Below are 26,821 nucleotides of genomic sequence, written 5' to 3' on the forward strand. Positions count from 1 at the left end.
TCAGGGTCTCACGACTCAGGAATCCAGTCCACGGCGTTTCAGGAGCGGCTCGATCTCGGCGTCCCGACCGCGGAAGTCGCGGTACGCGGCCAGCGGGTCCTTCGAACCGCCGACCCCGAGCAGCCGGTCGCGGAAGCGGTCCCCATTGGCGCGGGTGAGGCCGCCGTTCTCCCGGAACCACTCCACGGTGTCGGCGTCGAGCACCTCGCTCCAGATGTATGAGTAGTACCCGGCGCTGTAGCCGCCGGAGAAGACGTGGGCGAAGTAGGTGGAGGAGTACCGGGTCGGGACGGCGGGGTCGTCGAGGCCGATGTCCGCCAGCGCGGCCGCCTCGAAGCCGGCGACATTGTCCACTGTGTCCTCGGCGGAGAGCCGGTGCCACGCCTGATCCAGCCACGCCGCGGCGAGGTACTCGCTGGTCGCGTGCCCCTGGTCGAAGGTCGCGGTCGCTCGCAGCCGCTCCACGATGGCGGGATCCAGCGGCTCACCGGTCTCGTGGTGCCGGGCGTAGTGGTCGAGGACCTCGGGCCAGAGGATCCACATTTCGTTCACCTGGCTGGGGAACTCGACGAAGTCGCGGAACACGTTGGTCCCGGCGAAGTGCGGGTAGGTCACCGTGGCGAACAGGCCGTGCAGAGCGTGCCCGAACTCGTGGAACAGCGTCGTCACCTCGTCGAGCGTCAGCAACGTGGGCTCGCCGTCCCCGGGCTGCGGGACGTTGAGGTTGTTGACCACGACCGGGGCGCTGCCGCGCAGACGGGACTGGCTGACGATCGCGTTCATCCAGGCGCCGCCGCGCTTGGAGTCGCGGGTGTAGAGGTCGAGCACGTAGAGCCCGAGCGGGGAGCCGTCGGCATTGCGCACCTCGAAGACGCGGGCCTGCGGGTGGTAGGCCGCGAGGTCGTGTCGTTCATGGAAGGTCACCCCGTACAGGCGGGTCGCCGCGAAGAACACGCCGTCCTGCAGCACGCGCTCCGCCTCGAACCAGGGGCGCAGGGCGGCGGTGTCGATGTCGTAGCGGGCGGTGCGCACGCGCTCGGTGTAGAACGCCCAGTCATGGGCCTCCACGGGGAAAGGCTCCGGTTCGGTCTCGTCGACGATGGCCTGGAGCGCGTCCCGTTCGGCGCGGGCGTTGCGCGCGGAGGGCGCGGCCAGTCGTCGCAGCATCCGCTCGACGGCCTCGGGGGAGCCCGCCGTCTCGTCGGCGGTGACGTAGGCGGCGTGCGAGGCGTAGCCGAGGAGGCGCGCGCGCTCGGCGCGGAGGCGCACGATCTCGCGCAGCACCGGACGGTTGTCGTTGCCGTTGTCCCGCGAGCCCCGCGCGCGGGACGCCGCCATGATCCGGCGGCGGGATTCCCGCACCGCGAGCCGGGCGAGCGCCGGATGGCCGGTGAACAGCGGCAGGGTGAGGAGGTAGCGGCCGTCGAGCCCGCGGTCGGCCGCGGCGCGTGCGGCGGCGGACAGCTCACCCGGGCTCAGGCCCTCCAGGTCGGCCGCGGCGTCGAAGACCACGGCGAGGTCGTTCGTATCGCTCAGCAGGTTCCGCTCGAACGTGTTCGTGAGCACCGACAGCTTCTGGTTCAGAGCCGTGAGCTGCGCCTTCGCCTCGTCGACGAGCGCGGCGCCGGCATGCGTCATCTCGCGGTGGTGGCGCTCCACGAGATACCGCTGCTCAGGATCGAGGTCGAGCGCCTCGCGCTGCTCGTACACGTGGGCCACGCGCGCGTAGAGGGCCGCATCCAGCGTGATCGCATCCTGATGGGCAGCCATGAGCGGCGCGAGCTCCTCGTCGATCGCCTGGATCTCCGGCGTGGCATCGGCGGAGCTCACCGTGTAGAACGCGTGCGCCACCCGGTCGAGGAGCGCGCCGGACCTCTCCAGTGCCTCGAGGGTGTTCTCGAACGTCGGCATCGACCGCACGCGGGTGATGTTCGCAACCTCGGCGAGCTGCTCCGCGAACCCGGCGCGGAAGGCGGGGAGGTAGTGCTCCGGACGGATGGCCCGATAGTCCGGGAGCCCGAAGGGGAGGGTCGACGGCTGCAGCAGCGGGTTCGTGGCGTCGCTCATCCTCCGAGCCTAGCCATCGCCGTCCCCGGAACGCTCCGCGCTCAGACGGGTCATCACCTCTCGCAGGGCGTCGACGACGACACGGACCGAGCGGCGGCGCAGGTTCTCCGGCCGTGCGAGGACGTCGATCATGCGGTGCGTGCTCACGCCTCGGAGCGGGATGCGCACGATGGCACGATCGTCCACGCTGCGCGAGGTGAACCGGGGGAGCATCCCCATGACACCACCGGCCGCGACCACCGCCGACACCGCACCGTAGTCGTTGATGCGGTGCCGGACCTCGACCGGGCGGCGGGCGACGGCGGCGACGGCGCGGAGCACGTCGTCGGGGGAGTACCCCACACGGCTCGTCACCCACTGCTCGTCGGCGATCTCGTCCGGCGAGAGGGTGCGGCGACCGGCGAGAGGGTGCTCGGCGGAGACGGCGACGTCCAGAGGCTCGCGGACGAGACCCACGGCGCGGACACCCTCGGTCGGCCACGGCGCGGAGTGCTCCATCCGATGGGCGAGGACGAGGTCGTACCGCGCGGTGAGCCCGGGGAACTCGCTCTGCGCGACGTCCTCGTCCGTGAGACGCACGGTCGGGGCGTGCTCCTTGCCGGACAGCTCCCGCACGAGTGGGCCGAAGAGCGCCTGACCGACGCTGTGGAAGCCGCTGATGCTCACCTCTCCCGTCGCCGCGCCCTCGAAGTCGTCCAGGGCGTGGCGCGCCGCCGCCATCGCGTCGATGGCCTCGGCTCCGGCTGCTGCCAGGACCTCGCCGGCGGCGGTCAGCACGAGGGTACGGCCCTGGCGACGGGTGAGCGGGGCCGGGAAGGAGCGCTGCAGTGCGGCGAGCTGCTGCGAGACCGCGGAGGGGGTGACCCGCAGCGCCTCGGCGACGGCGGTCGCGCTTCCCAGCGCTCCGAGTTCGCGGAGGATCTGGAGCTGGTGGAGTTCCACGACGACAGTTTAGTTCCTACTACAGAGCGGATGCAGAAGATGCCGATTGTTCTACAGCAACGGATGCGATGAGATCAGAGCATGAGAGCTCTGTTCAAGGAGGAACCCGGCGCCGGCCTCGCGCTCGTGGAGCGTCCCGACCCCGTCGCGGGTCCCGGCGAGGTCGTCATCCGTGTCCTCCGCACCGGCATCTGCGGAACCGATCTGCACATCCGGCGATGGGACGACTGGGCGGCCTCCGCGATCGCCGCGCCTCTCATCCCGGGACACGAGTTCTACGGGGAAGTCGTCGAGGTCGGGCCGCTCGTCCACGACATCGCGGTCGGCGACCGGGTGTCCGGCGAAGGACACATCGTCTGCGGCACCTGCCGGAACTGCCGCGCCGGACGGCGGCAGATGTGCATCCGCACGATCGGACTCGGGCTGCAGCGCGACGGCGCCTTCGCCGAGTACCTCTCGCTGCCGGCGACGAACGTGTGGGTCCACCACGCCGAGGTCACCCCGGAGCTCGGCGCGATCTTCGACCCGCTCGGCAACGCCGTGCACACCGCCCTCCGCTTCCCGCTCGTCGGTGAGGACGTGCTCGTCACCGGGTGCGGTCCGATCGGCCTGATGGCGATCGCCGTCGCCCGGCATGCGGGCGCCCGCTTCATCGTCGGGACCGACGTGAGCGCGCCGCGCCTGGAGATGGCGCGCGGGATGGGAGCCGACGAGGTCGTCGACGTCTCCCGCCAGGAGATCCGCGACGCGCAGCGGGCGCTCGGCATGCGCGAGGGCTTCGACATCGGCTTCGAGATGAGCGGCGCGGCGTCGGCGCTCCCGGCGATGATCGACAACATGAACCACGGCGGACGCATCGCCATGCTCGGGCTGCCGTCGACCGGGTTCGACATCGACTGGGGCAAGCTCGTCACGCACATGCTCACGATCACCGGGATATACGGCCGGGAGATGTTCGAGACGTGGAACGCCATGGGCGCGATGCTCCAGACGAGTGCGACGTTGCGCGAAGCGATCGGCCGGGTGATCGCCGAGGTCGTACCGGCGCGCGACTGGGAGCGCGGATTCGCGGCGGCGGAGTCCGCCGGCACGGGCAAGATCATCCTCGACTGGACGGAGCTGTGATGTACGCGACCTTCAAGGACCATGTGGCGCAGGAGCTGGCGGGAATCGAGGAGGCGGGGCTCACCAAGCACGAGCGCGGCATCCGTGGACCGCAGCGGGCGGAGATCACGGCCGACGGCGCCGAGGTGCTCAACTTCTGCGCCAACAACTACCTGGGGCTGGCCGACGACCCGCGCATCCTCGCTGCGGCCCGGACGGCCCTGGACGAGTGGGGGTACGGCCTCGCGAGCGTCCGCTTCATCTGCGGCACGCAGGAGCAGCACCTCGAACTGGAGCGTCGGCTCGCGGACTTCCTCGGCACCGATGACGCGATCCTCTACTCCTCCTGCTTCGACGCGAACGGCGGTGTCTTCGAGACGCTGTTCTCCGCGGAGGACGCGATCATCTCGGACGAGTTGAACCACGCGTCCATCATCGACGGGATCCGGCTGTCCAAGGCGCGCCGGCTCCGGTACCGCAATCGCGACATGGCGGATCTGGAGGAGCAGCTGCGGGCGGCCGCCGATGCCCGGTTCCGCGTGATCGTGACCGACGGTGTCTTCTCGATGGACGGCTACATCGCCCCGCTGGCCGAGATCTGCGACCTGGCGGAACGCTACGACGCGCTCGTCTTCGTGGACGATTCGCACGCGGTCGGCTTCGTCGGCGAGAACGGACGCGGGACGCCGGAGCTGTGCGGCGTCGCGGATCGCGTGGACATCTACACCGGCACGTTCGGCAAGGCGCTAGGCGGCGCCTCCGGCGGGTACGTCGCCTCGCACGCGGAGATCGTCGCGCTGCTGCGTCAGCGCTCCCGCCCGTACCTGTTCTCGAACACCCTCGCTCCGGCCATCGTGGCCGGCACGCTGACCGCGCTCGACCTGGTCGAGGGATCGGCCGACCTCCGAGCGCGGCTGCGCGACAACGCGGCCCTGTTCCGCGCCCGGATGGCGGAGGAGGGGTTCGACCTGCTTCCGGGGGAGCACCCGATCGTGCCCGTCATGTTCGGCGATGCCGGTCTCACAGCCAGAATCGCCGCGGCGATGCAGGACCAAGGCGTGTACGTGACCGCGTTCAGCTTCCCGGTGGTGCCGCGGGGCAAGGCGCGCATCCGGGTGCAGCTCTCCGCTGCGCACACCCCCGACCAGGTGGAGCGGTGCGTAGCGGCCTTCGTCGCGGCTCGGGATTCCGTGAGCTGATCGGATGCAAAGAAAGACTTGCAAAGAGTTGTTTGCAAGCGTATCTTTGCATTCATGACGAACGAGACGCAGGTACGGACACTGGATGCGGGGGCGCTCAAAGCGCTCGCCCATCCGCTGCGGGTCAGGATCTTCGATCTGCTCGCCTCTCGTGGTCCTCAGACGGCCAGCTCTCTCGCGGCGCTCGTGGGGGAGACCTCGGGATCCACCAGCTACCACCTCCGCGCCCTCGCGGCCCACGACCTCATCCGCGAGGTGGAAGGCCGGGGCACGGCACGGGAGCGATGGTGGGAGCGTCCGAAGGGCCGGATCGACGTGCCGGGGCCGGACGAGCAGATGTCGCCGGCGAACCGCGCTGCGGCGCAGATCGTGACCTCGGAGTTCTTCCGACTCCGGCACGAAACGCTGATGCGGTACCTCAACCGCCCGGAGTCCGAGGTCCCCGAGGGCTGGCGCGACGTGGGCGTGACGATCACCACGCACCTGGACATGACCGCGGAGCAGGCGATGTCGCTGCGGGCCGAGCTGGAGGCGGTCGTGGAGAAGGCGATCGCGCAGTACCGCGGTCAGGAGGGGCCCGACGTGCGCCGCGTCTCCCTCCGCGCCGAGATCTTCGATCTGCCGACACCGGATGGTGCGGCCACGACCGAGGCGACGGAGGCATCATGACCGCCGCGACTCTGCACCTCGTCAGCCCCACGCGGACGGAGCGCGGCCTGCTGCGCCTCGCCGACCGGGTCACCGCCATGATCGAGCACCGGATCGAGCGTCGCGCACAGCGGCGGACCCTCGCCCTCGACCTCCTCCGCGAACAGCAGGCCCGCCGCCACGACCCGCACGCCGTGGATCATCTCCTCGCGCAGCTCGGAGCCCCGCGCCGCTGACCCGAGACCCCGGGTACGCGTCGAGACCCCCTCCTTCCCGCGCGGGAAGGAGGGGGTCTCGACGATGAAGCGGGGTCTCGGGGATCAGAAGGGGCGGGCGATGACCTCGCCGGACGGGGTCTGGAGGACCTCCCAGCCGGCGTCGAGCTCGGCGATCGCGCGGCCCTCGAGCCAGGTGAGGGTCCAGTGGCCGGTGAGGCCCTGGGACTCGACCTCGGCGATGGCGGGACGCAGCGCCTCGGGGACCGACGCGGGCGGCTGGGCACCCGTGGCCCACCGCGTGCCGAGCTGCATCAGGAGGCCTCGACCGGGGCGAGCTCGATCGCGGTGACCGCGAACTCCTCCGCCTCGGTGATCTCGAGCTCGGCGATGCGGCCGACCGCGCGGAGATCGTCCGCCGCGGCGCGCAGGGCCTCGACCTTCGCGGCGGGAGCGGCGATGGCGGCACGGGAGACCGGGGTCTTCTGCGATGCCTTCGCCTCGGTCTTCGCGCGCCGGATGCCGATGAGCGCCTCGCTCGCGGCGGCCAGCACGGCCGGGTCACCCTCGATGCCGAGCTTCTCGGGCCACGCTGCGGTGTGCACGGAGCCTTCCTCGAACCACGACCAGGCCTCCTCGGTGGCGAAGGAGAGCACCGGCGCGAGCAAGCGGAGCAGCGTGGACAGCGCCAGACGCAGCGCGAGGGCGGCCGAGGCCTGGCCCACGTCGTTCTGGTTGTAGGCGCGCTCCTTCACGAGCTCCAGGTAGTCATCGCAGAAGGTCCAGAAGAACGCCTCGGTCAGCTCCAGCGCCCGGGCTGCGTCATACCGGTCGAAGGCCGCGGTCGCCTCGGCCACCACGCCGTCGAGTGCCGTGAGCATCGAGGCGTCGAGCGCGTGCGTCACCTGAGCGCCATCGGGCACCGGGAACGACAGCACGAACTTGGCGGCGTTGAGCACCTTGATCGCGAGACGCCGGCCGATCTTCACCTGGGTCGGGTTCTGCGGGTCGAAAGCTGCGTCCATGCCGAGGCGGCTCGACGCCGCCCAGTACCGCACCGCGTCCGAGCCGTGGGCGTCGAGCACGTCGGCCGGGGTGACCACGTTGCCCTTCGACTTCGACATCTTCTTGCGGTCGGGGTCGACGATGAAGCCCGAGATGGCGGCGTTCTTCCACGGGGCGCGGCCGTCTTCGAGCGTGGAGCGCAGCATGGTCGAGAAGAGCCAGGTGCGGATGATGTCCTGTCCCTGCGGGCGCAGGTCGAACGGAGCGGTGAGCTGCCACAGCTCCTCGTCGCGCTGCCAGCCGCCCGCGAGCTGCGGGGTCAGCGACGAGGTCGCCCACGTGTCGAGGATGTCGGCCTCGGCGTCGAACCCGCCCGGCACGCCGCGCTGGGCCTCGGTGTAGCCGGCCGGCACATCCGTGGTCGGGTCGATGGGCAGCGCGGCCGCATCCGGGGTGAGCACCCGGTCGTAGTCGCGCTCCCCGTTCTCGTCCAGCGCATACCAGAGCGGGATCGGCACGCCGAAGAACCGCTGCCGGGACACGAGCCAGTCGCCCGTGAGGCCGCCGACCCAGTTCTCGTAGCGGACCCGCATGAAGTCGGGGTGCCACGCCAGCTCGGTACCGTGCGCGAGGAGCTGATCGCGCAGCTCCCCGTCGCGGGCGCCGTTGCGGATGTACCACTGCCGGGTCGAGACGATCTCGAGCGGGCGGTCGCCCTTCTCGAAGAACTTCACGGCGTGCTGGAAGGGCTTGCCGACGGCGGTCATGTCGCCGGTCTCCTGCAGCTTCTCCACGATCGCCTTGCGGGCGCTGAAGACCGTCTTGCCCGCCACGTTCTCCGCGTACCAGGCGCGTGCGTCGGCGTCGGCCACGATCGACGGGGCCTCGGCGAGGAAGCGGCCGTCGAGACCGATCGTCGTCATGTTCGGCAGGGACTCGCCGGCGGCGGTGCGCAGCTCGCGCCACCAGATGATGTCGGTCACGTCGCCGAAGGTGCAGACCATGGCCGCGCCCGTGCCCTTGTCGGGCTGGGCGAGGTGGTGGCCGTGGATCTCGATCTCGGCGCCGAAGTAGGGCGTGCGGATCTTGGTGCCGATGAGGTGCTTGTGCGGTCCCTCGGGGTGGGTCACGATCGCGATGCACGCGGGGAGGAGCTCGGGGCGCGTGGTGTCGATCGCGATGGAGCCGGAGCCGTCCGCGAAGGGGAACTCGATCGTGTGGTACGCGGCCTGCTGGTCGCGGTCCTCGAGCTCGGCCTGCGCGATCGCGGAGCGGAAGTCGATGTCCCACAGCGTCGGCGCGAGGGCCTGGTATGCCTCGCCGCGCTCGATGTTGCGGAGGAAGGCGAGCTGGCTCTGCCGGATCGTGTCGTCGGAGATGGTGCGGTAGGTCTGCGTCCAGTCCACGCTCAGCCCGAGCTGACGGAACAGCGCCTCGAACTGCTTCTCGTCCTCGATCGTGAGGCGCTCGCACAGCTCGATGAAGTTGCGACGGCTGATCGGCTGCTGGTCCGCGGCCCGGCTCGACTTGTTGTCGCCGCCCTCGAACGGCGGGGTGAAGTCGGCGTCGTAGGGGAGCGAGGGGTCGCAGCGCACGCCGTAGTAGTTCTGCACGCGGCGCTCGGTGGGCAGGCCGTTGTCGTCCCAGCCCATCGGGTAGAACACGGTCTTGCCGCGCATGCGCTCGTACCGGGCCTTGACGTCGGTGTGCGTGTAGGAGAACACGTGACCGATGTGGAGGCTGCCCGAGGCGGTGGGCGGCGGGGTGTCGATCGAGTAGACGCCCTCACGACCGAGCTCGGCGGCGCGCAGACGGTCGAACAGGTATGTGCCCTGCTCCGCCCAGGCGGCGTCCCACTTCGCTTCGAGACCTTCGAGTGCGGGCTTGTCGGGAATGGCGGACATGGAGGTCTCCTCGAGCGATGTATGCGGCACTGTGTGAGCGTGCCTGAGTGTGGGTGGTGCCGCCCAGTCTACCGAGCGCACGGGCGGGGCGCTCGACCCGGCGGAGCCTCCGGCGCGGCGCTGCGGTCGGTCCCTCCGACGCTGGAAGGATCGGAGCATGACACCGCCGTCGTCCTCGTCCTCCCGTCCCCGTCTCGCCGACCTCGGTGTGCCGTCCGGAGCCTTCCCGCGCGGCGCGGAGAACGCGATCACCGACGTCCCCGGTGTGCGGGTGGGGCATGCCACGCTGCACGGCGACGGTCTGCACACGGGCGTGACGGCGATCGTCCCCGACGCCCTCACCGCCGAGCGTCGGAGCCTTCCCGCGAACCTCTCCGTGGGCAACGGCTACGGCAAGCTCGTCGGCGCCACACAGCTCCGGGAGCTCGGGGCGCTGGAGACGCCGATCCTGCTGACCTCGACGCTGTCCGTGTTCCGCGTCGCGGACGCGCTGCTCGGGCATCTGCTGGCGACGCCGGCGCACGCACGGACGACCACGCTGAACCCGGTGGTGGGCGAGACGAACGATGGGTTCCTCTCCGATATCCGACGGCGCGCCGTGGGGCAGGAGCAGGTGGCGGCGGCCCTGGCCGCGGCGGCTCCGGGAGCGGTCGCGGAGGGAGGCGTGGGCGCCGGTGCCGGGACCGTCGCCCTCGGGTACAAGGGTGGCATCGGCACGGCATCGCGGCTGGTCGAGGTCGCGGGGCGCTCGCGCACCGTGGGGGCGCTCGTGCAGACCAACTTCAGCGGCACGCTGCGGATCGCGGGAGTCCCGCTGCCCGCGGAGGAGCTGCTCGCCGATGCTCCGGCACAGCCTGTGGGCAATTCCTGCATGATCGTCGTCGCGACGGACGCGCCCGTCGAGGGGCGGCAGCTGGGCCGTGTGGCCAACCGGGCCGTGTTCGCGATGCGCGGTGTCGGCGCCGACTATGCGCAGGGCAGCGGCGACTACGCGATCGCCTTCTCGGTGCACGACCAGGCGGACGGCGGTCCGGCGGCGGACGACGAGCTCTCGCCGCTCTTCGCCGCGACGATGGACGCGGTCGAGGAGGCCCTGGTCAACTCGGTGCTCGCCGCGGAGACCACCGTGGGCCCCGAGGGGCGGACGGCGCACGCGGTGCCGATCGACCGGGTGCGGGAACGCCTGGCTCGCGCCGGGGTCGTCTGAGCCGCGGCGGTCTCAGTCGGCGAGCGCGGCGTGGATGCCCTCGCCGATGCGGCGCATGGCGGCCAGCACCGGTCCGCGTCCGTCGGCGCCCCGGTCCCAGCTCGCCAGGACGGCGTACGCGATCCGGCGGGTGGGGGACATGACGATCCCGGTGTCGGCGCGGACGCGGGAGATCGTGCCGGTCTTGTTCAGCAGCCACACGCCGCGATCGAAGCCCCAGTGCGCGAGCGGGTCGAGGTCGAAGGCCGACGCGACCATCGACAGGTCCATGCCCGCGCCCAGCCAGCGGCGCAGCGTGTCGGCCGAGGCGGGGGAGAGATCGGTCCCATCGGCCAGGCGCGACATGAAGAGCACGAGCTCCGCGGCGTTCGCGTGCGACAGCGTCTTCGGGGCACCGGGCGGGATCGGCCACCGCACGATGTCGTCGAGGGCCGAGGCGGTGTAGCCGAGCGCGCGCGTGTGCTCCTGCACGGTCGGGATGCCGATGACGCGGCCTAGCGTGTTGGTCGCGGCGTTGTCGCTCACGGCCCCGATGAGCGCGGCCACGTCGTACAGCGACAGCTCGGACGCCTGCAGCAGGTACCAGAGGCCGGAGTCCTCGATCGCCTCGACCGGCCGTCGGGTCACGCGCTCGTCGAGAGTCCGCGTGCCAGCGTCGACCTCGGCGAGGAGGCGGTGCAGGAGGAAGATCTTGCCGACGCTCGCCGTGTCCTGCACCGTCTCCGGGTCATGGCGCAGCAGCACCTCGCCGGAGTCGATGTCCTGGACGAGGATCGACCACACCGTGCCGTTCTCGTCGGGGAGCTCCACGTCGATCGCGCTCATGCGTCCTCCTCGTCTCGTGCGCGTCCGGTGACGTGCGTGCGGATGAGCTCGCCGACCGCGCGCATGCCGTCGAGCACGGGCGCGCGGAGATCGGCCGCGGAGTCCTTCCAGTTCGCCGCGACCGCATACGCGACGGCGGCCCTCGGGCCCCGCAGCAGCCCGACGTCGACGCGGGCGAAGCTCACGCTGCCGGTCTTGTGACGCAGCACCATGCCCTGATACTCGGCCTCGACGTGGGCGAGGGGGTCGAGGAGGAAGGCGTCGGCGGTCATCGACGTGTCGGTGTCGGCGGCGAGCCAGTCCAGCACCCGGGCGCTCACCGCGGGGGAGAACGCCTCGCCCGCCCCGAGTCGGCGCATCACGTCGGACAGCTCGGCCGCGGTGCCGAACGACGGCGTCCAGGGCAGGTCGGGGGTGCGCTCGTTGCGGATGTAGTCGTGCAGGGCGGTGTCGCGGTATCCGAGTGCCGGAGCGACGGCCCGCACCTCCTCCAGACCGCAGAGGTGGATCAGGGCGTTCGTGGCGAGGTTGTCGCTCACCGCCCCGACGAGGAGCGCCGCGTCGTGGACCGTGATGCGCTGATCGTGCATGCGGTACAGCAGCCCGGAGTCCTCGACGCGGTGCTCGTCCGGGATCTCGATCCGGTCGTCCTCGGCGAGCGCGCCCGCCTCCAGCCGTCGAGCGACCTCGAGGAGCAGGAAGATCTTGCCGATGCTCGCGGTCTCGCACTGCGTGTGCGGCTCGTGCTCGGCCAGGGTCTCCCCGGTGCCGGCGTCGACGAGCCGGATCGACCAGGTGACGCGGGGATCGAGGGGCGGAAGGGCGATCATGGCCGTCCCACCGTGAGGCGGGGTTCGTCGCCGGTCGCGTCCAGCACCCCGTCGACACCGAGCGGGATGGTCAGGGCGTGCGGGTCGTGGCCGAAGCCCTGCTCCCACAGCACGGGGACCCCGGCGTCCTGGAACTCGTCCCGCATGAGCGCGTGGACGAGGTCGAGGTCGCCGCACTCGTGCCAGGAGCCGAGCACGATGCCCGTCGCCTGGGCGAGACGGCCCGCGCGCCGGAGCTGCGTGACGAAGCTGTCCAGGCGGTACGGCTCCTCGGTGATGTCCTCCAGGAACAGGATGCCGGGGGAGGGGACGTCCGCCTCCGGGGCGCCGAGTCCGGCGGCGAGCAGGCTGAGGTTGCCGCCCGTGAAGCGCCCTTCGGCGCGGCCCGGCGTCATGATCTCGGTCTTCGGGCCGATGAGCTCCCGCCCGCGCCAGGGTTCGAAGAGCCAGCGCTGCACGTCGTCGCGCACCTGCTCGGAATCGCGGAAGACGTTGTTCCCTGCCATCGGGCAGAAGAGCGTCGCGACGTCGAGGTGCGCGCGCCACGTCTCGTGCAGGGCGGTCACGTCGGACGAGCCCGTGAGGAGCTTCGGCCGCCCGTCCCGGCGCAGCGCCCCGCGGCGCATGTCGGCCCAGTCGATGCCGTCGAGGAGGCGCAGGGCGCCGTAGCCGCCGCGGGCCGTGACGACGGCGTCCACGTCCGGATCGAGCCAGGCGTCGACGAGGTCGGCGCGGCGGAGGTCGTCCGGCCCCGCGAGGTACGACGCGCGCGGGTGGGGCGTGAGGACATGCTCACCCACCCGGACGTTCAGCCCCCAGGACTCGTAGTAGCCGACGGCGCGCTGCGTGTTCTCCTCGTTGCCGGGACCGGACGGCGAGACGATCGCCACCGTGTCGCCGGGCTGCAGGGGAGCCGTGTCGAGATACGGCGACACCGCCGCCTCCGTCAGGGTGCTCATGCCGTCTTCTCCTCGATGCGCGGCGCCGCGGACAGCAGGTGCCGGGTGTACTCGTGCTGCGGGTTCAGCAGCACCTCTTCGGTGGGTCCGTGCTCGACGATCTGTCCGTGGTACATCACCGCGACCGTGTGGGCGATGTTCCAGGCGAGACCGAGGTCGTGCGTGATGACGAGGGCGGAGAGCCCGAGGCGGCGGCGCAGCTCCAGCAGGAGTCCGAGGATCTCTCCGCGCACGGACGCGTCGAGCGAGGCGACGGGTTCGTCCGCGATGAGCAGCTGCGGCTGCACGGCGAGCGCACCGGCGATGACGACGCGCTGCCGCTGCCCGCCGCTGAGCTCCTGCGGGATGGCGCCGAAATACCGCTCCGGCGGGGTGAGCTCCGCGTCGGCGAGGCTCTGTGCCACGCGTTCGCGCTCGTCGCCGGGGAAGCGCTGCACGCGCAGCCCCTCGGCGACGGACTCGTAGACGCTGTGCTTGGGGTTCAGGGCGGCCCACGGGTCCTGGAGCACGAGCTGCACCTGCGAGCGGAACCGCGCGAGGTCGCGACCTTTCGACGGGATCGGTGCGCCATCGAAGAGGATCTGCGACCCGGGGTCGGCGGGCTGGAGTCCCATGAGCGCGCGGGCGAGGGTCGACTTGCCGGAGCCGGACTGGCCGACGAGCGCGACGATCTCGCCCTTACGCACGGAGAGGTCGACGTCGCGGACCGCATGCACGGGGCGCCCGCCGGAGCGGTAGGTGACGTTGACTCCGCGCGCCTCCAGCAGCACCTCGTCGCCGTAGGTGATCTCCGGCACCTCGTCCGCATCGCGGCCGTGCCGCGTCACCGGGGCCATCCGCGAGGCGGGGTCGCCGATCGTGGGGAAGGCGTCGGCGAGCTGTCGCGTGTACGCCTCCTGCGGGGTCGTGCAGACCGCGTAGCTCTCGCCGACCTCGACGAGCTCGCCGTCGCGCATGATGGCGATCCGGTCGCACGCCGTGGCGAGCACCGAGAGGTCGTGGCTGATCATGAGCATCGAGATGCCGCGCTCCGCCACCAGACGCGAGATCATGTCGAGGATCTGCTTCTGCACGATCACGTCGAGTGCGGTGGTCGGCTCGTCCGCGATGATGACCTCGGGATCGCAGGCGAGGGCCATCGCGATCATCACGCGCTGCTTCTGGCCGCCGGAGAGCTCGTGCGGGTACGACTCGCTCTTCTGCTGCGGCAGGTCGACGATGTCGAGCAGCTCCCGGACCCGCTCCTTGCGCGCCTTCTCGCCCTTCCATCGGTCGGAGGCGTGCAGCTCCAGCGCCTCCAGGAGCTGCCAGCCCACCGTGCGGACCGGGTTGAGCGAGTGCATCGCGCCCTGGAACACGATGGACGTCTGCGCCCAGCGCACGGCGCGCAGCTGCCCGAAGGACAACGTGGCGACGTCCCGGTCGCCGAGCAGCACGCGGCCGCTGAGCCGGGCGTTGCGCGGCAGGAGCCGCAGGACGCTCATGGCGAGAGTGGACTTGCCGGAGCCGGACTCGCCGGCGATGCCGAGCGTCTGCCCGGCGGGGAGGGTGAGCGAGACGTTGCGCACGGCCGCCACCTCGTCCCGACCCGACCGCCCCGAGGTGCGGTACGTGATGGAGACGTCGTCGAAGATCAGGTCGGGCATCTCAGCGGCTCCTCAGCGTCGGGTTGGTGATGTTCTCGACGGCGCGGCCCATCAGGGTGAACGACAGCACGACGAGGACGATGGCGATGCCGGGCACGAGCACGTACCACCAGTAACCGCTGGTCGCGGCGGAGACGTCCATCGCGTTCTTCAGGATCGAGCCCCACGATTGCAGCGTGGTGTCGCCGAGGCCGAGGAACGCCAGGGTGGATTCGGAGATGATCGCCGAGCCGACCGTGAGGGTCGTGTTGGCGAGCACGAGCGGGAGCACCCCGGGGAGGAGGTGCTTCATGATGATGTGCCAGTGCCCGGCGCCGAGGGCCCGCGAGCGCTCGATGTAGTCGCGCGATTCGACGGACAGGGTCTGCGCGCGGACGACGCGGGCGGTGCCGGCCCAGGAGGTCAGGCCGATCGCGATGATGATCGTCCAGACGCCGCGGCTCAGCACCGACGACAGCACGATCGCGAGGATCAGCGACGGCAGCACGAGGAAGAAGTCGATGATGCGCATCATCAGCCCGCCGAAGAAGCCGGTGAAGTGGCCGGCCGAGAGACCGACGAGGGTGCCGATGATCATCGACATCGCCGTGGCGGCGAGGCCGACGAGCAGCGACACCCGGGCGCCCCACACCATGCGGACCCAGATCTCGCGCCCCTGATGGTCGGTGCCGAGGGGATGCTCCCAGGACGGCGGGGCGAAGCGCTGCACGTCGACGAGCTTCGTGACGTCGAGCATGCTGGCGGGGGCGATCACGGGGGCGAAGATCGCGATGAGCGCCACGATCACGAGGAAGACGAGGCCCACCATGCCCGCCCGGTGCTGGGCGAACTGCCGGCAGAAGTCGACGAAGGCGGTGCCGCGGCGGTGCCACGCCAGGGCGCGGGGCGAACGGATGGTCGGGGATGCCGTGGTCATGCGCGCCTCACCCTCGGGTCGAGCTGCCGGTAGATGAGGTCCGCGATGAGATTCATCGCGATGATGATCGTGGAGAACACCACGAACGTGCCCTGCAGGAGCGGGAGGTCGGGGCCGGAGATGGCCTCGAAGGTGAGCTTCCCGAGCCCGGGCCAGGAGAACACCGTCTCCACCGTTACGGCCCCGGCGATGAGACCGCCGATGTGCATGAAGACGAGGGTGACGGTCGGCAGCAGGGCGTTGGGGACGGCGTGCCGACGGCGGACGAAGTCCTCCCGGAGGCCCTTGGCCCGCGCGGTGGTGAGGTAGTCGGCGCCCATCTCCTCGAGGAGCGAGCTGCGCATCACCATGAGGTACTGCGCGTACACGACCGCGACCATCGTGATCACCGGGAGCACCATGTGCGAGATCACGTCCAGGACCGCACCGACCGGATCGGTGGGCGGGTTGGGGGAGACCATGCCTCCGGTCGGGAACCAGTGCAGCGTGCCTCCGAAGACCATCAGGAGCAGCAGGGCCAGCCAGAAGGTCGGCACCGACCAGAACACGAGCGACGTGCCGGAGACGATGCGGTCGAAGGTGGAGCCGTGCTTCCAGGCCGCCTTCTGTCCGAGCCAGAGGCCGAGGGCGATCGCGATGATCGCCGCCGTGCCGGTGAGGAGGATCGTGTTCCAGAAGTACTGGCCGATGAGGTCGGACACCGACGTGCGGTAGACGTAGCTCGTGCCGAAGTTCAGGGTGAAGACGTTGCCGAGGTAGTCGATGAACTGCTGCCACAGGGGCTTGTTCAGACCGAGCTGCTCGCGCAGCTGGTCGGCCTGCTCGGCGCTCATCCCGCGCTCGCGGGCGATCGAGGCCACCGGATCGCCCGGCAGGATCTTGAAGGCGAAGAATCCGAGGAGGATCACCATCGCCAGGCTGATGGCCGCGCCGCCGAGCTTGACCAGGAAGTAGCGGAGGGCGCCGACGCCCTTCGGCTGCTCCTCGGCCGCGGCGCTCGTCGCGATGGCGGAGGTGGACGGGGGTACCGCGTTGGACATGGGGGTCTCCTTACAGCGGACCGGGAGACGCCGCGGGGGCGGAGGCCCGCCACCCGCGGCGTCTCTCCGGACTCATTCGACGTCGGCGATGTTGCGGCGACGGATCAGGAAGAAGATGAGCCCTCCGATGATGACCACCCCCACGACGATGCCTCCGATGAGGAGTCCGGTGTTCGTGCCGGTGCCGCCGGCGGTCGCGCCCTCGACGGGCTCGACGGTGAGGTAGCCCCAGTAGCCGGCCTGGTTGGCGATGATGCCGCCGTCCTTCGGCTGCAGCGTGAAGCCCGTGAAGCGGTCGGAGCGGTAGGCCTCCAGCGAGTTGGCGTACCAGGTGGCGACCTGCGCGGTGTCGGTGTAGTTCAGCGCGAGCATGTCGTGCACGATCTCCTGACGCTTCTCGGCGTCGATCTCGGAGCGCTGCGCGGCGTACATCTCGTCGAACTCCGGGTTGCAGTACCCGTCCTGCGTGGTGCCGCCGGTGCCGTCGGTCGCGGTCGGCAGGTTCATGCAGGTGTTGATGCCCAGCTGGTAGTCCGGGTCGGGGTTGACCGACCAGCCGCTGAAGTACAGGTCGTAGTCGCCGGAGGTGGCCTTCGCGCTGATCGTGTCGGAGTCGGTGGACTCGACCGTGATCTCGATGCCGATGTCCTTCATCCACGGGACGAAGAAGTCGGAGATGGACTGCTCGTTCGCGTCGTCCGCGTCCGTCAGCAGGCGCAGGCTCAGGCGCTGGCCGTCCTTCTCGCGGATGCCGTCGGTGCCGGGAACCCAGCCCGCCTCGTCGAGCTTCGCCTGCGCGGCCTCGGGGTCGAAGCCGACGATCACGTCGTCGTCGTCGGCGAGGTGCCACTTCGGGAAGGACGCCGGGATGAAGCTCGTCGCGAGCGTGCCCTCGCCGTCCAGGACCTTGTCGAGGAGGGTCGCCGTGTCGGTGCCGAGACGGATGGCCTGGCGGACCTCGAGCTCCTTCAGCGCGGCGTTGCCGGTGCCGTAGGGCACGTTGTCGCGCGTCTGCTGGCCGACGTTGATGCTGATCGAGTGGTACCGGCGGCCCTCACCGGAGTGCGTGGTGATGCCGTCGACGCCTTCGAGCGCCGAGAACTGCGTCGGGGTGAGGCCGGTGACGAGGTCGACGTCGCCCGCCTTGAGCGCCTGCACCTGGGCGTCCGAGTTCGTGTAGTAGACGTACTGGATCGCATCGATCTTGGGGGCGCCGCGCCAGAAGTTCTCGTTCGCCTTCAGCACGATGGACTGGTTGGCCGAGTAGCTGTCGAGGACGAACGGGCCGGAGCCGACCACGTCGGCGTCGTTGGTGAAGGTCGTCGGGTCGTCGACCTCCTCCCAGATGTGCTTCGGGACGATCGGGATCTCCGAGCCGGGGTTCGGGGCCTGCGGGGTCTTCAGGGTGATCACGACGGTCTTGTCGTCCGGGGCCTCGACGGTGTCGAAGTTGGAGACGAGGTTGCCGTTGGCGGTACCGAGCGCGGGCACCGTCATCATCTGGTCGTACGTGTACTTCACATCGGCGGAGGTGATGGGCTCGCCGTCCGACCAGACGAGGTCGTCCTGGAGGGTGAAGGTCCACGTCTGGCCGCCGTCGGTCGCCTCCCAGCTGTCGGCGAGGCCCTTCGTGGGGGAGCCGTCCTCGGCGTCGTTCTGCACGAGCGACTCGTAGACGTACCGGATGATGTTCGTCGGCGTCAGGTAGATCGAGATGAACGGGTTGAACGTGTCCACGAACCCGGAGGTGGCGATCCGGAGCGTCGTGTCGGAGGCCGGGGATTCGGTGGCGGCGCTGACGGACTGCGCCTGAGCGGCACCGACCGGAGCGGCGAGGAGGAGCGCGGAGGCGATCGCGGCGGCGGTCAGACTTCGCACGGTTCTGGAGCGGGGGGCAAGACGCATGGAAGGTCCCTTCGGGCGCCGCCCGGATCCACAGTGAAGCCGGGTCGGTGCTGACCATGCAAGCGGAAGACGGCCCCGTGGTCAAGACATTCGATGCGTATCGCGGAAGAAAAATCGCGCAGACCGGAAAGATCGCCGGCCGTCGAGCGGGTGTAACACGGCGGAAACACGCGGATGCCAGGATGCGCGCATCGGAACGAGGGGAGCAAAGGATGACACCTCGACGCGGACATCCGGAACGTATCTCGGGCCGGTTCGGGTCGGGCACGGGAACCGGAATCGTATCGTCACTCCGCCGGGACGGTGAGCACGGCACGCAGGAGCGCGATGCGTTCGTGCAGGGAGGAGCGCAGGAAGTGCTCGTCCAGCGCATGCGCACCGCCGCCCCGGGGGCCGAAGCCGTCGACGGTCGGCAGACCCTGTCCGCCGAGGAGGTTCGTGTCGCCCGCGCCGGCCGCGGGGCGGCCGTCGACCTGCTGGCCGAGCGCAGCACCGGCCGCGGCGATCCGGGCGAGGAGGTCGGTGTCCTCCGCCGAGGCCTGCCAGGCGGGCCGGGCACTCAGCACGGCGACGTCGAGGCGGGCGCCGGGGCGCACCGGTGCCAGCTCCTGGAGGGCGCTGAGGACGCGCTGCTCGCTGTCCGGGTCTTGGAAGCGGAGGCCGATCTCGGCGGCCGCGTGCGCCGGCACCACATTGGTCCTCGCGCCGCCGTCGATGACGCCGACGTTGCACAGCACCGGACTCGGAAGCTCCGGGTCGGCCACGATCGTGCGGACCAGGAGGAGCTGGTCGACGAGCTCGTCGATCGCGGAGACGCCATGCTCGGGGTCGAGGGCGGCGTGGGCCGCGCGGCCGGTGACGGCGATGCGCACCCGGGCGCTGCCGCGGCGGCCGACCTTGAGGGCGCCGTCGGGATGCGGGGACTCGAATCCGATGGCGCAGGCCGCGCCCCTGGCCCGTTCCGCGAGCTGGGGGCCCGAGACGGGGGAGCCGATCTCCTCGTCCGCGACGAGCACGATCCGCACGGCGCGCCGCTGTGCGAGCGGCACGGACTGCAGGTGCCGCAGGGCCTCGAGCATCACCACGATGCCGGCCTTCATGTCGTAGGCACCGGGGCCGCGCACGACATCGCCGTCCTCGGCCCACGGCAGGTCGTCCGGCAGCGTGCCCGCCGGCCAGACGGTGTCGGTGTGGCCGACGAGGAGAACCGGGTCTCCGGTACCGGGGACGTCGATGACGAGATCCGTCCCGAGCTCGTGCGGGATCCGCTGGACGCTGCCGCCGACGCCGGCGAACCAGGCGGACAGCAGGTCGGCGATGCGGGCGCTCGCCTCCGTGTCGCGGCTCGGCGTCTCGATCAGCACGAGTTCGCGCACGAGTGCGATGATGTCGTCGGAAGGATGGTCCCCGTCGCGCACTGCCGAGAGAGTCGTCACGGTTACGAACCGTATCTTGCCCCTTGATCGCCCCGCAACCCGCCGATAGCATCGCTCTCAGCAGCAGGACTCCTCGATCTTAGGAAACGTATCGTGCCTCATTCTTCGGTGGCCGCCGGTGTCGCCCACGGCTGCCGCGAACTCACCCGGTACACCGAGTTCCGTGAGGCCGCCGCGCTGTACGCCCGCGTCTTCGCGTACACGGAGAACGAGTACGCCCTCAACGCCAACCTGCTCACCGCCCTCGCGCGCAACGGCGGTTCCGCGGTCGGCGCCTTCGCCGACGACGGGGAGCTGATCGGGTTCGCGTACGGGTTCGCCGGCTGTGACACCACCGGCGCGTCCTTCCACTACTCGCAGGCGGCCGCTGTCGATGCCGCGCACCAGGGACGCGGCGTCGGCCAGGCGCTCAAGCTCGCGCAGCGTGCCGTGGCCCTGCGCTGGGGGCAGCGGACGATGCGGTGGACGTTCGATCCGCTGCTGTCACGCAACGCGCACTTCAATCTGAGCTCTCTCGGCGCCGTCGGCATCGCGTACGAGCGCGACTACTACGCCCGCCCCGACACCGACCGCCTGGTGGTCTCGTGGGACCTGGACGCTGCCGATCGTCCGACCCGCCGGTCTCTTCCCGTCCCTCCCGTGCTCGGGCCGGACGACTGGGGGCGGGCCGTGGCGGCGGACGGCGGCACCTGGATCGCGATCCCGACGCGACGCGGCGCCCTCGACGCCGAGGAGCGCGCGGTGCTGCGGCGGGATCTGGAGCGGACGATGACCGCGGCATTCCGCCGCGGGGACGTCCTCGTCGGGGCCACGCGCCTCGACGACGACACGGCGGTCTACCGCGCGACACCTCGGGAGGGCACGGCATGAACGACCACGACCACGAGGATCGCGACCTCGTCTCTCCGCGAGACCGCTACGGCGAGCGCATCCGTACCAACCTCTCCGCCGAGAGCATCCAGGCGCGGATCATCGAGACCGAGCAGCGCACGCTCGCCCAGACCTTCGAGGAGCTCAGCCGCTCGGCACAGGTGCCGCAGGCCGCGGCGCTGCTGCTCGGTGCCCGGCGACGCTACGTCGCCGGCGAGGGCAAGGCGGCGGCGTACGCGCAGCTCCTCAACGCGGATCTCTCGGCGACGCTGTCGAACGTCTTCCTCGTCGACGGGCACGCGCTGCAGCCGCTCACCGTGCTCACCGACGTCCGGGCCAGCGACGTGCTCATCGCGTTCTCCCTGCGGCGCTACCGGGAGGAGACCGTGCGGCTCGGGCGGCTCTTCCACGAGGCGGGCGGTCAGCTCGTCGTGATCACCGACAGCGAGGATGCCCCGCTCGCGTCCATCGCGACCTCGCTCATCCGGGTGCGCACGGGATCGGCGTCGTACGCCGACTCGCCGACCCCGGTCGCGGCGGTGTGCCACCTGCTGAGCGCGCTCACCACGGCGAGCGCGAAGGGAGCGCGACGGCGGCTCGCCGAACGTGACCGGCTGGTGGCGCGCCTGGGTCTCTACGGCCCCGAGACCGCGCGGGCCCGCCCGGAGGAGGACGCGTGAGGGTCGTCCGCGTCCGGCTCTTCGCCCTGCGTCAGCCGCTGCGTCACAGCTTCGAGACGAGCTCGCACCGCAAGTCCGGCATCGAGCACGTGCTCGTCGAGGTCACCGATGCCGACGGCCAGACGGGGTGGGGGGAGATCGCGTCGCCGTCCGATCCGTTCTACGGAGCGGAGACCACGGTCACCGCGTGGGAGATCGCGACCCGCTACCTGGTGCCCGCGCTGATCCGTGCCGAGGGGGAGGACCCGGCGGAGCTGGAGGCGTCATGGGCGCGAGTCCGCGGGCACGAGTTCGCGAAGGCCGGGTTCTCCGGCGCGGTGTGGGACCTGGCCTCCCGGAGGCGGGGGATCGCGCTCGCCGCGGCCCTCGGCGGGACGCGCGACGAGGTCGTCGCGGGGGTGTCGCTGGGCATCGAGCCGTCGATCGACGAGCTGCTGGCCCAAGTGGAGCTGCAGCGCGCCGCCGGCTACCCCCGAGTCAAGCTCAAGATCGCTCCGGGCTGGGATGTGGAGCCGGTGCGTGCGGTGCGCGCCGCCTACCCCGACCTCGACCTTCACGTGGACGCGAACGGCGCGTATGCCGATGACGAGCGGGCGGCCGCGGTGTTCGCACGCCTGGATCGCGAGGCGCTCACCATGATCGAGCAGCCCTTCGCGCCGCGGGATCTCGTGGCCCACGCTGATCTGCAGGCGCGGCTCGACACGGACGTGTGCCTGGACGAGTCGGTCGTCGACCTCGGCGACCTGCGGACCATGATCCGGCTGGGGGCGGGGCGGGTCCTCAACATCAAGGTGTCGCGGATGGGCGGGCTCACCGTCGCCCGCGCGGCGCACGACGTGGCGCGGGACGCGGGCATCCCCGTGTGGTGCGGCGGGATGCACGAGTTCGGCGTCGGGCGGGCTGCGAACGTCGCGCTGTCCTCGCTCCCCGGTTTCCTGCTGCCGTCGGATGTGTCGGGATCGGACAAGTACTACGAGTCGGACATCATCGCGCCTCCGGTGACCGCCGTCGCCGGTCGCGTCACGGTCCCCACCGGACCGGGGATCGGACACGAGGTGCTCGCCGAGCGCATCGCCCGTGACGCGTCCCGCGTCTTCGACTCCTCCGCGGCCGAGGCCCCTGAGGCCGTCCTGACCGCGGGCTGACCGGCCCCCGAACCCTGCGAGAGCGGAATCCCATGCGCGCACTGCTGCTGTACCGGCTCGATCTCGCCGCCGAGGCGGCGGAGGACGGGATCCATGCCGTCGATCCGCGGGAGCCGATCATCCGGGCGACGGACCTCGGCGTCACCCGCGGCGACGGCGTCTTCGAGACCGCCGTGGTGCGCGGAGGAAGGCCGCAGGCCCTGGAGGCGCATCTCGTGCGGATGGAGCGTTCGGCGCAGCTCCTAGGGTTGCCCGCGCCAGGCCGCGAGCGGTGGGCGCGGGCGGTGCGCCGCGCGGCCGCCGAGGTCTCCCGCCCCGGAGTGCTCCGCGACGGGGAGATCGCCTCGATCAAGTTCGCGATGACCCGCGGGGACGAGATCGACCCGGCCGGACCGACGGGGTGGGTGCTCGGCTTCGCGGGAGAGGACCCGGAGGCCGTCCGCGCGCGGGGCGTCTCCGCGGTGGTGCTCGACCGCGGGTACCGGCACGACGTCATGGAGACGGCGCCCTGGCTGCTGCAGGGAGCGAAGTCCCTCGCCTACGCCGTGAACCAGGCGGCCCTGCGGGAGGCACGGAGCCGGGGTGCGGACGATGTCGTCTTCGTCAGCGCCGACGGGTTCGTCCTCGAAGGGCCGCGGTCGACGCTGATCGCGCGGCTCGACGGGGCGCTGGTCACGCCACCGCCCGAGTACGGGGTGCTCCCCGGGACGACCCAGGCCGACGTCTTCGCGGGACTCGCCGAGGTGCCCTCCCGCGTCGGTCCGATGATGCGGGACGATCTGGAGCGGGCGGACGCCCTCTGGCTCTGCTCCAGCACCCGCGGTGCGGTGCCCGTGCGGGAGCTGGACGGCGTCGCGCGCGCCATGGACCCGGTGCTCACCGCGCGGATGAACACGGTGCTGGATGGACGAGAGGACTGAGATGGTCGACGCGGACCTGCCGATCGATCGGGTGATCGACGGCCACAACGACCTCGCCTGGGCGAGCAGGACGCTGCTCGGCTACCGGGTCGCGGAGCTCTCCGGCCCGGTGGCGGCCACGCAGACGGATCTGCCGCGACTGACCGCGGGCGGGGTCGCCGGCCAGTTCTGGTCGGTCTGGGTCGATCCCGTGCTGGAAGGGGCGGAGCAGGTGGTGGCCACGCTCGAGCAGATCGACTTCGTGCACCGCCTCGTCGACGCCCACCCGCAGCGCTTCGCGATCGCTCGGACGGCAGCCGACGCGCGTGCGGCGATGGCGGAGGGGAGGATCGCCTCGCTCATCGGCATCGAGGGCGGCGACCAGCTCGGCGGATCGCTGGCCGTGCTGCGGCAGTTCGCGCGTCTCGGCGCGCGGTATCTCACCCTCACCTGGTCGCGGACGATCGCCTGGGCGGACTCCGCGACCGACGAGGCGCGCCACGGCGGTCTGACGGACTTCGGACGCGAGGTGGTGCGCGAGATGAACCGCATCGGTGTGCTCGTCGACCTCTCGCACGTCGCTCCGACGACCATGCGGCATGCCCTGGAGATCACGACCCGCCCGGTGATGGTCAGCCACTCCGGCGCCTTCGCCCTGTGCGACCATCCTCGCAACGTGCCGGACGACGTGCTCGCCGCGATCGGCGCGCAGGGCGGCGTCGTGATGGTGCCGTTCGTCCCCACGTTCGTCTCGCAGGCCCGCCGCGACTGGTGGGAAGCCGGTGGAGAGGGGGAGGCCCCCCGCGTCGGCGTCGCGGACGTCGCCGATCACCTGGATCACGTGCGTCGCGTGGCCGGCGCGCATGCGGTCGGGATCGGTGCCGACTACGACGGCTCCGATGTGATGCCGGACGGTCTCGGCGACGTCTCGGGGTACCCGGCGCTGTTCGCCGAGCTGCGGCATCGCGGCTGGTCGGAGGACGACCTCCGGGCGGCGGCGCACGAGAACGTCCTCCGCGTGCTGGAGGCGTCGGACCCCGACCACGAGGCTTTCCTCGCGGGCAGCGCAGGAGAACCGGCCGCGGCCGCGCTCGTGCCGGCGGTCGACACGACGATCCGGGAGGGGGCGCTGTGAACCCGCGCGTCCTCGTGATCGTGAACTCCGCGAGCTCCGGCCCGCGCCGCCTCGGCACCTGGCTGCGGGAGAAGGCGATCGACGTCGACGAGGTCGTGGGAGCCGAGCAGCCGCTGCCCGCCTCCCTGGACGGCTACGCCGGACTCGTCATGCTGGGCGGCGGGCTCATGCCGGACGACGATGATCGCGCGCCGTGGCTCGCGGCAGAGCGGGCGCTCGCCGCGGAGGCCATCGACCGTGACCTCCCCACCCTCGGCATCTGCCTGGGCGGTCAGCTGCTCGCCCACGTGGCCGGCGGCGAGGTCGCCGAGAAGACCGGACCCATCGAACGCGGCGCGACCCCCATCCGCCCCACCGCCGCGGGACGTGCCGACACCCTGTTCGCGGCCCTCGGCGATGAGGCTCCGATGATCGAGAACCATCAGGACATGATCACGCGGCTGCCATCCGCGGCGGTGCTGCTGGCGACGAGCGCCGCCGTCGAGAACCAGGCCTTCCGGCTGGGGGCGCGGGTGCGCGGGGTGCAGTTCCATCCCGAGGCCTCCGCGGCCGACCTCGCCCGATGGGACGACGCGGCACTGCGGGGAGAGGGACGCTCGCTTCCCGCGCTCATCGCCGCCGCCGAGCGCGTGCACGACCACAACACCGCGGCCAGCCGCGCGCTCATCGAGGCCTTCGCCGACGAGGTGCGCGCCGGGGTCCCCGTATGACCGGGCAGGATGCGGATCTCCTCGTCATGGCCGAGTCCGCCGCGGAGGCACTCCGCCACGGCCTGGACGAGCGCGCGCGTCGTGCCGCTCCGGCCGCCATCGCCGCGGTGGCCGAACGGGGAAGGGTCCGCGCAGTGCTCACCCACGGCCATCCTCGCGCCGATGAGGCCCCGACGACGCGGGACACGGTCTTCCGCATCGCCTCGATGTCCAAGAGCTTCCTGGCCGCCACCGTGCTCTCCCTTCGAGACCGCGGCCTGCTCGACCTCCACGCGCCGATCCGCACCTATCTGCCGGAGGTCCGGCTGCGGCATCGGGGTGCGGACGTCGAGGTCACCGGCGACCTGTTGCTCTCGAACCGGTCCGGTCTGGGGGAGGACAACGCCTGGGTGGACCGGCATCTCGGCGCCTCCCGTGCGGAGATCGCCGCCCTGTTCGCGGGTGGGGTGCACCTCGCGGCCGCGCCGGGAACCGTCTACCAGTACTCCAACCTCGGCCAGTCGCTGCTCGGCCGCGTCGTGGAAGCGGTGACGGACCGGGACGTGGAGGACGTGATCCGGGAGACCCTGCTCGAGCCCCTCGGGCTGCGCCGGACGGCGCACGTGTCGGACGGCTACGCGCCGGAGACGCTGGCCGGCGGGTTCCGGACGTTCGACGACGGCACCACGTTCCGCCCCGAGCCGTTCGTGGGGTCCGGCGCGCTCGGCTGCATCGGCAGCATGTTCAGCACCGTCGACGACATCGCGAGATGGATGTGGTTCCTCGGCTCGGCCTTCACCGACGACCCGCTGGCGCCCGCCGTGCTGGCTCCGGCGTCGCGACGGGAGCTGCAGCAGGCCCGCACCCCCATCCCGGTGCCGTCGGCGATGTTCGACGGGCGCGATCTCGCGGGGGCCGGCTACGGCTACGGCCTCTTCGTCGAGGACGACCGGCGGTTCGGGCGGATCGTGCAGCACTCCGGCGGTCTTCCCGGATTCTCGGCGCACATGCGCTGGCACGCGGCCAGCGGCATCGGCGTCGTCGCCTTCGGGAACTCCGACGAGTTCGGCGCCCGGCGGATCGCAGGCGCCGCGCTCCAGCAGCTGCTCGAACGGACGGACGCCCCCTCCGCGGTCCTGCACCCGTGGGCGGAGACGGTCGCCGCCGCGCAGGCTCTCGACGCCGCGATCCGCTCGGGACGGCCCGCCGCCACGTACCCGTTCCTCGCCGACCATGTGCTCGATGACATCCCGGCCGACGTCCGCGATGCCCGGCTGGAGGCACAGGTCCAGGAGATCGGCGGAATCCGCGAGGACCAGGACCCGTTCCCCGACCGTGTGGTGGCCGCGGCGACCGAGGCCGAGCTGCGCTGGCGGATCGTGGGGAACCGCGGCGACCTCCTCGTCGACATGCGGCTGGTCGGGCTTCCGGAGCCTCGGGTACAGGGGCTGGGCGCGGCGGTGGTCGCGCCGGGACAGACGCGTGTCGAGGGGGAAGGGGCCGGGGCCGCAGAGCGACACCGGATCATCCTGTCGTCGCCCTGATCCCGGGTCGG

24 protein-coding genes are annotated in these 26,821 nt (G+C 71.3%); 12 read left to right on the plus strand and 12 right to left on the minus strand.

The annotated features are described in order from the left end of the window. Positions 1–15: 15 nt before the first annotated feature. Entirely contained in the window at positions 16–2,067 is a 2,052-nt protein-coding gene (locus AB0300_RS03915; protein WP_366215498.1) for a M3 family metallopeptidase, read from the minus strand. Between the two features lie 9 nt (positions 2,068–2,076). Then, a complete protein-coding gene (locus AB0300_RS03920; RefSeq protein ID WP_366215499.1) occupies positions 2,077–3,009 on the minus strand; it encodes a LysR family transcriptional regulator in 933 nt (310 codons plus the stop codon). Positions 3,010–3,090: 81 nt separating this feature from the next. On the opposite strand from AB0300_RS03920, the gene tdh reads away from it, so the two are divergent. Genes tdh through AB0300_RS03940 form a run of 4 tightly spaced genes read left to right on the plus strand, consistent with a single transcriptional unit; the run spans position 3,091 to position 6,196 of the window. Further along, complete coding sequence (tdh, locus tag AB0300_RS03925) at positions 3,091–4,134, plus strand: L-threonine 3-dehydrogenase (RefSeq protein WP_062634086.1); 1,044 nt, start codon at positions 3,091–3,093, stop codon at positions 4,132–4,134. Continuing rightward, entirely contained in the window at positions 4,134–5,312 is a 1,179-nt protein-coding gene (locus AB0300_RS03930; RefSeq protein ID WP_366215500.1) for a glycine C-acetyltransferase, read from the plus strand. The genes tdh and AB0300_RS03930 overlap by 1 nt, the downstream gene beginning before the upstream one ends. 54 nt (positions 5,313–5,366) lie before the next feature. Beyond that, on the plus strand, positions 5,367–5,981 hold the full coding sequence (locus AB0300_RS03935) for a helix-turn-helix domain-containing protein (RefSeq protein ID WP_085607814.1): 615 nt from the start codon (positions 5,367–5,369) through the stop codon (positions 5,979–5,981). Further along, positions 5,978–6,196 (plus strand): hypothetical protein, encoded by a 219-nt coding sequence (locus AB0300_RS03940; RefSeq protein ID WP_085607812.1) that lies wholly within the window; start codon positions 5,978–5,980, stop codon positions 6,194–6,196. The genes AB0300_RS03935 and AB0300_RS03940 overlap by 4 nt, the downstream gene beginning before the upstream one ends. An 84-nt stretch (positions 6,197–6,280) precedes the next feature. Here the strand turns inward: AB0300_RS03940 and AB0300_RS03945 are convergent, their stop codons facing one another. Beyond that, positions 6,281–6,490: a hypothetical protein gene (locus tag AB0300_RS03945; protein ID WP_025105004.1), complete on the minus strand. Its 210-nt coding sequence runs from the start codon at positions 6,488–6,490 to the stop codon at positions 6,281–6,283. Beyond that, on the minus strand, positions 6,490–9,084 hold the full coding sequence (gene valS / locus AB0300_RS03950) for a valine--tRNA ligase (RefSeq protein WP_366215501.1): 2,595 nt from the start codon (positions 9,082–9,084) through the stop codon (positions 6,490–6,492). The genes AB0300_RS03945 and valS overlap by 1 nt, the downstream gene beginning before the upstream one ends. Before the next feature lie 157 nt (positions 9,085–9,241). Here valS and AB0300_RS03955 point away from each other — a divergent pair, with 157 nt between their 5' ends. Continuing rightward, entirely contained in the window at positions 9,242–10,291 is a 1,050-nt protein-coding gene (locus AB0300_RS03955) for a P1 family peptidase (RefSeq protein ID WP_062766748.1), read from the plus strand. A 12-nt stretch (positions 10,292–10,303) separates the two neighbouring features. On the opposite strand, the gene AB0300_RS03960 is transcribed toward AB0300_RS03955, so the two are convergent. The 8 genes from AB0300_RS03960 to AB0300_RS03995 form a co-directional block, all read right to left on the minus strand. After that, positions 10,304–11,116 (minus strand): serine hydrolase, encoded by an 813-nt coding sequence (locus AB0300_RS03960; protein ID WP_062766745.1) that lies wholly within the window; start codon positions 11,114–11,116, stop codon positions 10,304–10,306. Further along, positions 11,113–11,946, minus strand: a complete 834-nt coding sequence (locus tag AB0300_RS03965) for a serine hydrolase (RefSeq protein WP_366215502.1) — start codon at positions 11,944–11,946, stop codon at positions 11,113–11,115. Before AB0300_RS03965 ends, AB0300_RS03960 begins: the two co-directional genes overlap by 4 nt. Continuing rightward, on the minus strand, positions 11,943–12,905 hold the full coding sequence (locus tag AB0300_RS03970; protein ID WP_062634101.1) for an LD-carboxypeptidase: 963 nt from the start codon (positions 12,903–12,905) through the stop codon (positions 11,943–11,945). The genes AB0300_RS03965 and AB0300_RS03970 overlap by 4 nt, the downstream gene beginning before the upstream one ends. Next, the gene (locus tag AB0300_RS03975) at positions 12,902–14,551 is read right to left on the minus strand and encodes an ABC transporter ATP-binding protein (protein ID WP_366215503.1); all 1,650 of its coding nucleotides are present in this window, start codon (positions 14,549–14,551) and stop codon (positions 12,902–12,904) included. Before AB0300_RS03975 ends, AB0300_RS03970 begins: the two co-directional genes overlap by 4 nt. A 1-nt stretch (position 14,552) precedes the next feature. Beyond that, positions 14,553–15,467: an ABC transporter permease gene (locus AB0300_RS03980; RefSeq protein WP_082758500.1), complete on the minus strand. Its 915-nt coding sequence runs from the start codon at positions 15,465–15,467 to the stop codon at positions 14,553–14,555. Next, complete coding sequence (locus tag AB0300_RS03985; protein ID WP_366215504.1) at positions 15,464–16,507, minus strand: ABC transporter permease; 1,044 nt, start codon at positions 16,505–16,507, stop codon at positions 15,464–15,466. The genes AB0300_RS03980 and AB0300_RS03985 overlap by 4 nt, the downstream gene beginning before the upstream one ends. A 72-nt stretch (positions 16,508–16,579) precedes the next feature. Then, entirely contained in the window at positions 16,580–18,385 is a 1,806-nt protein-coding gene (locus tag AB0300_RS03990) for an ABC transporter substrate-binding protein (RefSeq protein WP_366215505.1), read from the minus strand. Between the two features lie 314 nt (positions 18,386–18,699). Next, positions 18,700–19,848 (minus strand): M20/M25/M40 family metallo-hydrolase, encoded by a 1,149-nt coding sequence (locus AB0300_RS03995; RefSeq protein ID WP_366215506.1) that lies wholly within the window; start codon positions 19,846–19,848, stop codon positions 18,700–18,702. A gap of 93 nt (positions 19,849–19,941) precedes the next feature. Between AB0300_RS03995 and AB0300_RS04000 the strand changes: the two genes are divergently transcribed. The 7 genes from AB0300_RS04000 to AB0300_RS04030 are packed head-to-tail and all read left to right on the plus strand — an operon-like array spanning position 19,942 to position 26,810. Continuing rightward, on the plus strand, positions 19,942–20,718 hold the full coding sequence (locus AB0300_RS04000) for a GNAT family N-acetyltransferase (protein ID WP_366215507.1): 777 nt from the start codon (positions 19,942–19,944) through the stop codon (positions 20,716–20,718). Next, complete coding sequence (locus tag AB0300_RS04005; protein ID WP_366215508.1) at positions 20,715–21,398, plus strand: SIS domain-containing protein; 684 nt, start codon at positions 20,715–20,717, stop codon at positions 21,396–21,398. The genes AB0300_RS04000 and AB0300_RS04005 overlap by 4 nt, the downstream gene beginning before the upstream one ends. After that, a complete protein-coding gene (gene menC / locus AB0300_RS04010) occupies positions 21,395–22,543 on the plus strand; it encodes an o-succinylbenzoate synthase (RefSeq protein ID WP_366215509.1) in 1,149 nt (382 codons plus the stop codon). Before AB0300_RS04005 ends, menC begins: the two co-directional genes overlap by 4 nt. Before the next feature lie 32 nt (positions 22,544–22,575). Beyond that, positions 22,576–23,463 carry an aminotransferase class IV gene (locus AB0300_RS04015; protein ID WP_338566262.1) on the plus strand — a complete coding sequence of 296 codons (888 nt, stop codon included), beginning with the start codon at positions 22,576–22,578 and terminating at the stop codon, positions 23,461–23,463. Position 23,464: 1 nt separating this feature from the next. Further along, positions 23,465–24,577, plus strand: a complete 1,113-nt coding sequence (locus tag AB0300_RS04020; RefSeq protein ID WP_216353905.1) for a dipeptidase — start codon at positions 23,465–23,467, stop codon at positions 24,575–24,577. After that, positions 24,574–25,287: a type 1 glutamine amidotransferase gene (locus AB0300_RS04025; protein ID WP_303708669.1), complete on the plus strand. Its 714-nt coding sequence runs from the start codon at positions 24,574–24,576 to the stop codon at positions 25,285–25,287. The genes AB0300_RS04020 and AB0300_RS04025 overlap by 4 nt, the downstream gene beginning before the upstream one ends. Further along, a complete protein-coding gene (locus AB0300_RS04030; RefSeq protein WP_366215510.1) occupies positions 25,284–26,810 on the plus strand; it encodes a serine hydrolase domain-containing protein in 1,527 nt (508 codons plus the stop codon). Before AB0300_RS04025 ends, AB0300_RS04030 begins: the two co-directional genes overlap by 4 nt. Positions 26,811–26,821: the final 11 nt, after the last annotated feature.

The organism is Microbacterium sp. NPDC078814 (assembly GCF_040702645.1).
In the GTDB taxonomy this organism is placed as follows: Bacteria; Actinomycetota; Actinomycetes; order Actinomycetales; family Microbacteriaceae; genus Microbacterium.

Excerpts from the sequence above, each read along its gene's own strand:
- AB0300_RS03915 (WP_366215498.1), bottom strand. The coding sequence starts at position 2,067 with ATGAGCGACGCCACGAACCCGCTGCTGCAGCCGTCGACCCTCCCCTTC.
- tdh (WP_062634086.1), top strand. The coding sequence starts at position 3,091 with ATGAGAGCTCTGTTCAAGGAGGAACCCGGCGCCGGCCTCGCGCTCGTG.
- AB0300_RS03930 (WP_366215500.1), top strand. The coding sequence starts at position 4,134 with ATGTACGCGACCTTCAAGGACCATGTGGCGCAGGAGCTGGCGGGAATC.
- AB0300_RS03935 (WP_085607814.1), top strand. The coding sequence starts at position 5,367 with ATGACGAACGAGACGCAGGTACGGACACTGGATGCGGGGGCGCTCAAA.
- AB0300_RS03940 (WP_085607812.1), top strand. The coding sequence starts at position 5,978 with ATGACCGCCGCGACTCTGCACCTCGTCAGCCCCACGCGGACGGAGCGC.
- AB0300_RS03945 (WP_025105004.1), bottom strand. The coding sequence starts at position 6,490 with ATGCAGCTCGGCACGCGGTGGGCCACGGGTGCCCAGCCGCCCGCGTCG.
- valS (WP_366215501.1), bottom strand. The coding sequence starts at position 9,084 with ATGTCCGCCATTCCCGACAAGCCCGCACTCGAAGGTCTCGAAGCGAAG.
- AB0300_RS03955 (WP_062766748.1), top strand. The coding sequence starts at position 9,242 with ATGACACCGCCGTCGTCCTCGTCCTCCCGTCCCCGTCTCGCCGACCTC.
- AB0300_RS03960 (WP_062766745.1), bottom strand. The coding sequence starts at position 11,116 with ATGAGCGCGATCGACGTGGAGCTCCCCGACGAGAACGGCACGGTGTGG.
- AB0300_RS03965 (WP_366215502.1), bottom strand. The coding sequence starts at position 11,946 with ATGATCGCCCTTCCGCCCCTCGATCCCCGCGTCACCTGGTCGATCCGG.
- AB0300_RS03970 (WP_062634101.1), bottom strand. The coding sequence starts at position 12,905 with ATGAGCACCCTGACGGAGGCGGCGGTGTCGCCGTATCTCGACACGGCT.
- AB0300_RS03975 (WP_366215503.1), bottom strand. The coding sequence starts at position 14,551 with ATGCCCGACCTGATCTTCGACGACGTCTCCATCACGTACCGCACCTCG.
- AB0300_RS03980 (WP_082758500.1), bottom strand. The coding sequence starts at position 15,467 with ATGACCACGGCATCCCCGACCATCCGTTCGCCCCGCGCCCTGGCGTGG.
- AB0300_RS03985 (WP_366215504.1), bottom strand. The coding sequence starts at position 16,507 with ATGTCCAACGCGGTACCCCCGTCCACCTCCGCCATCGCGACGAGCGCC.
- AB0300_RS04005 (WP_366215508.1), top strand. The coding sequence starts at position 20,715 with ATGAACGACCACGACCACGAGGATCGCGACCTCGTCTCTCCGCGAGAC.
- AB0300_RS04015 (WP_338566262.1), top strand. The coding sequence starts at position 22,576 with ATGCGCGCACTGCTGCTGTACCGGCTCGATCTCGCCGCCGAGGCGGCG.
- AB0300_RS04020 (WP_216353905.1), top strand. The coding sequence starts at position 23,465 with ATGGTCGACGCGGACCTGCCGATCGATCGGGTGATCGACGGCCACAAC.
- AB0300_RS04030 (WP_366215510.1), top strand. The coding sequence starts at position 25,284 with ATGACCGGGCAGGATGCGGATCTCCTCGTCATGGCCGAGTCCGCCGCG.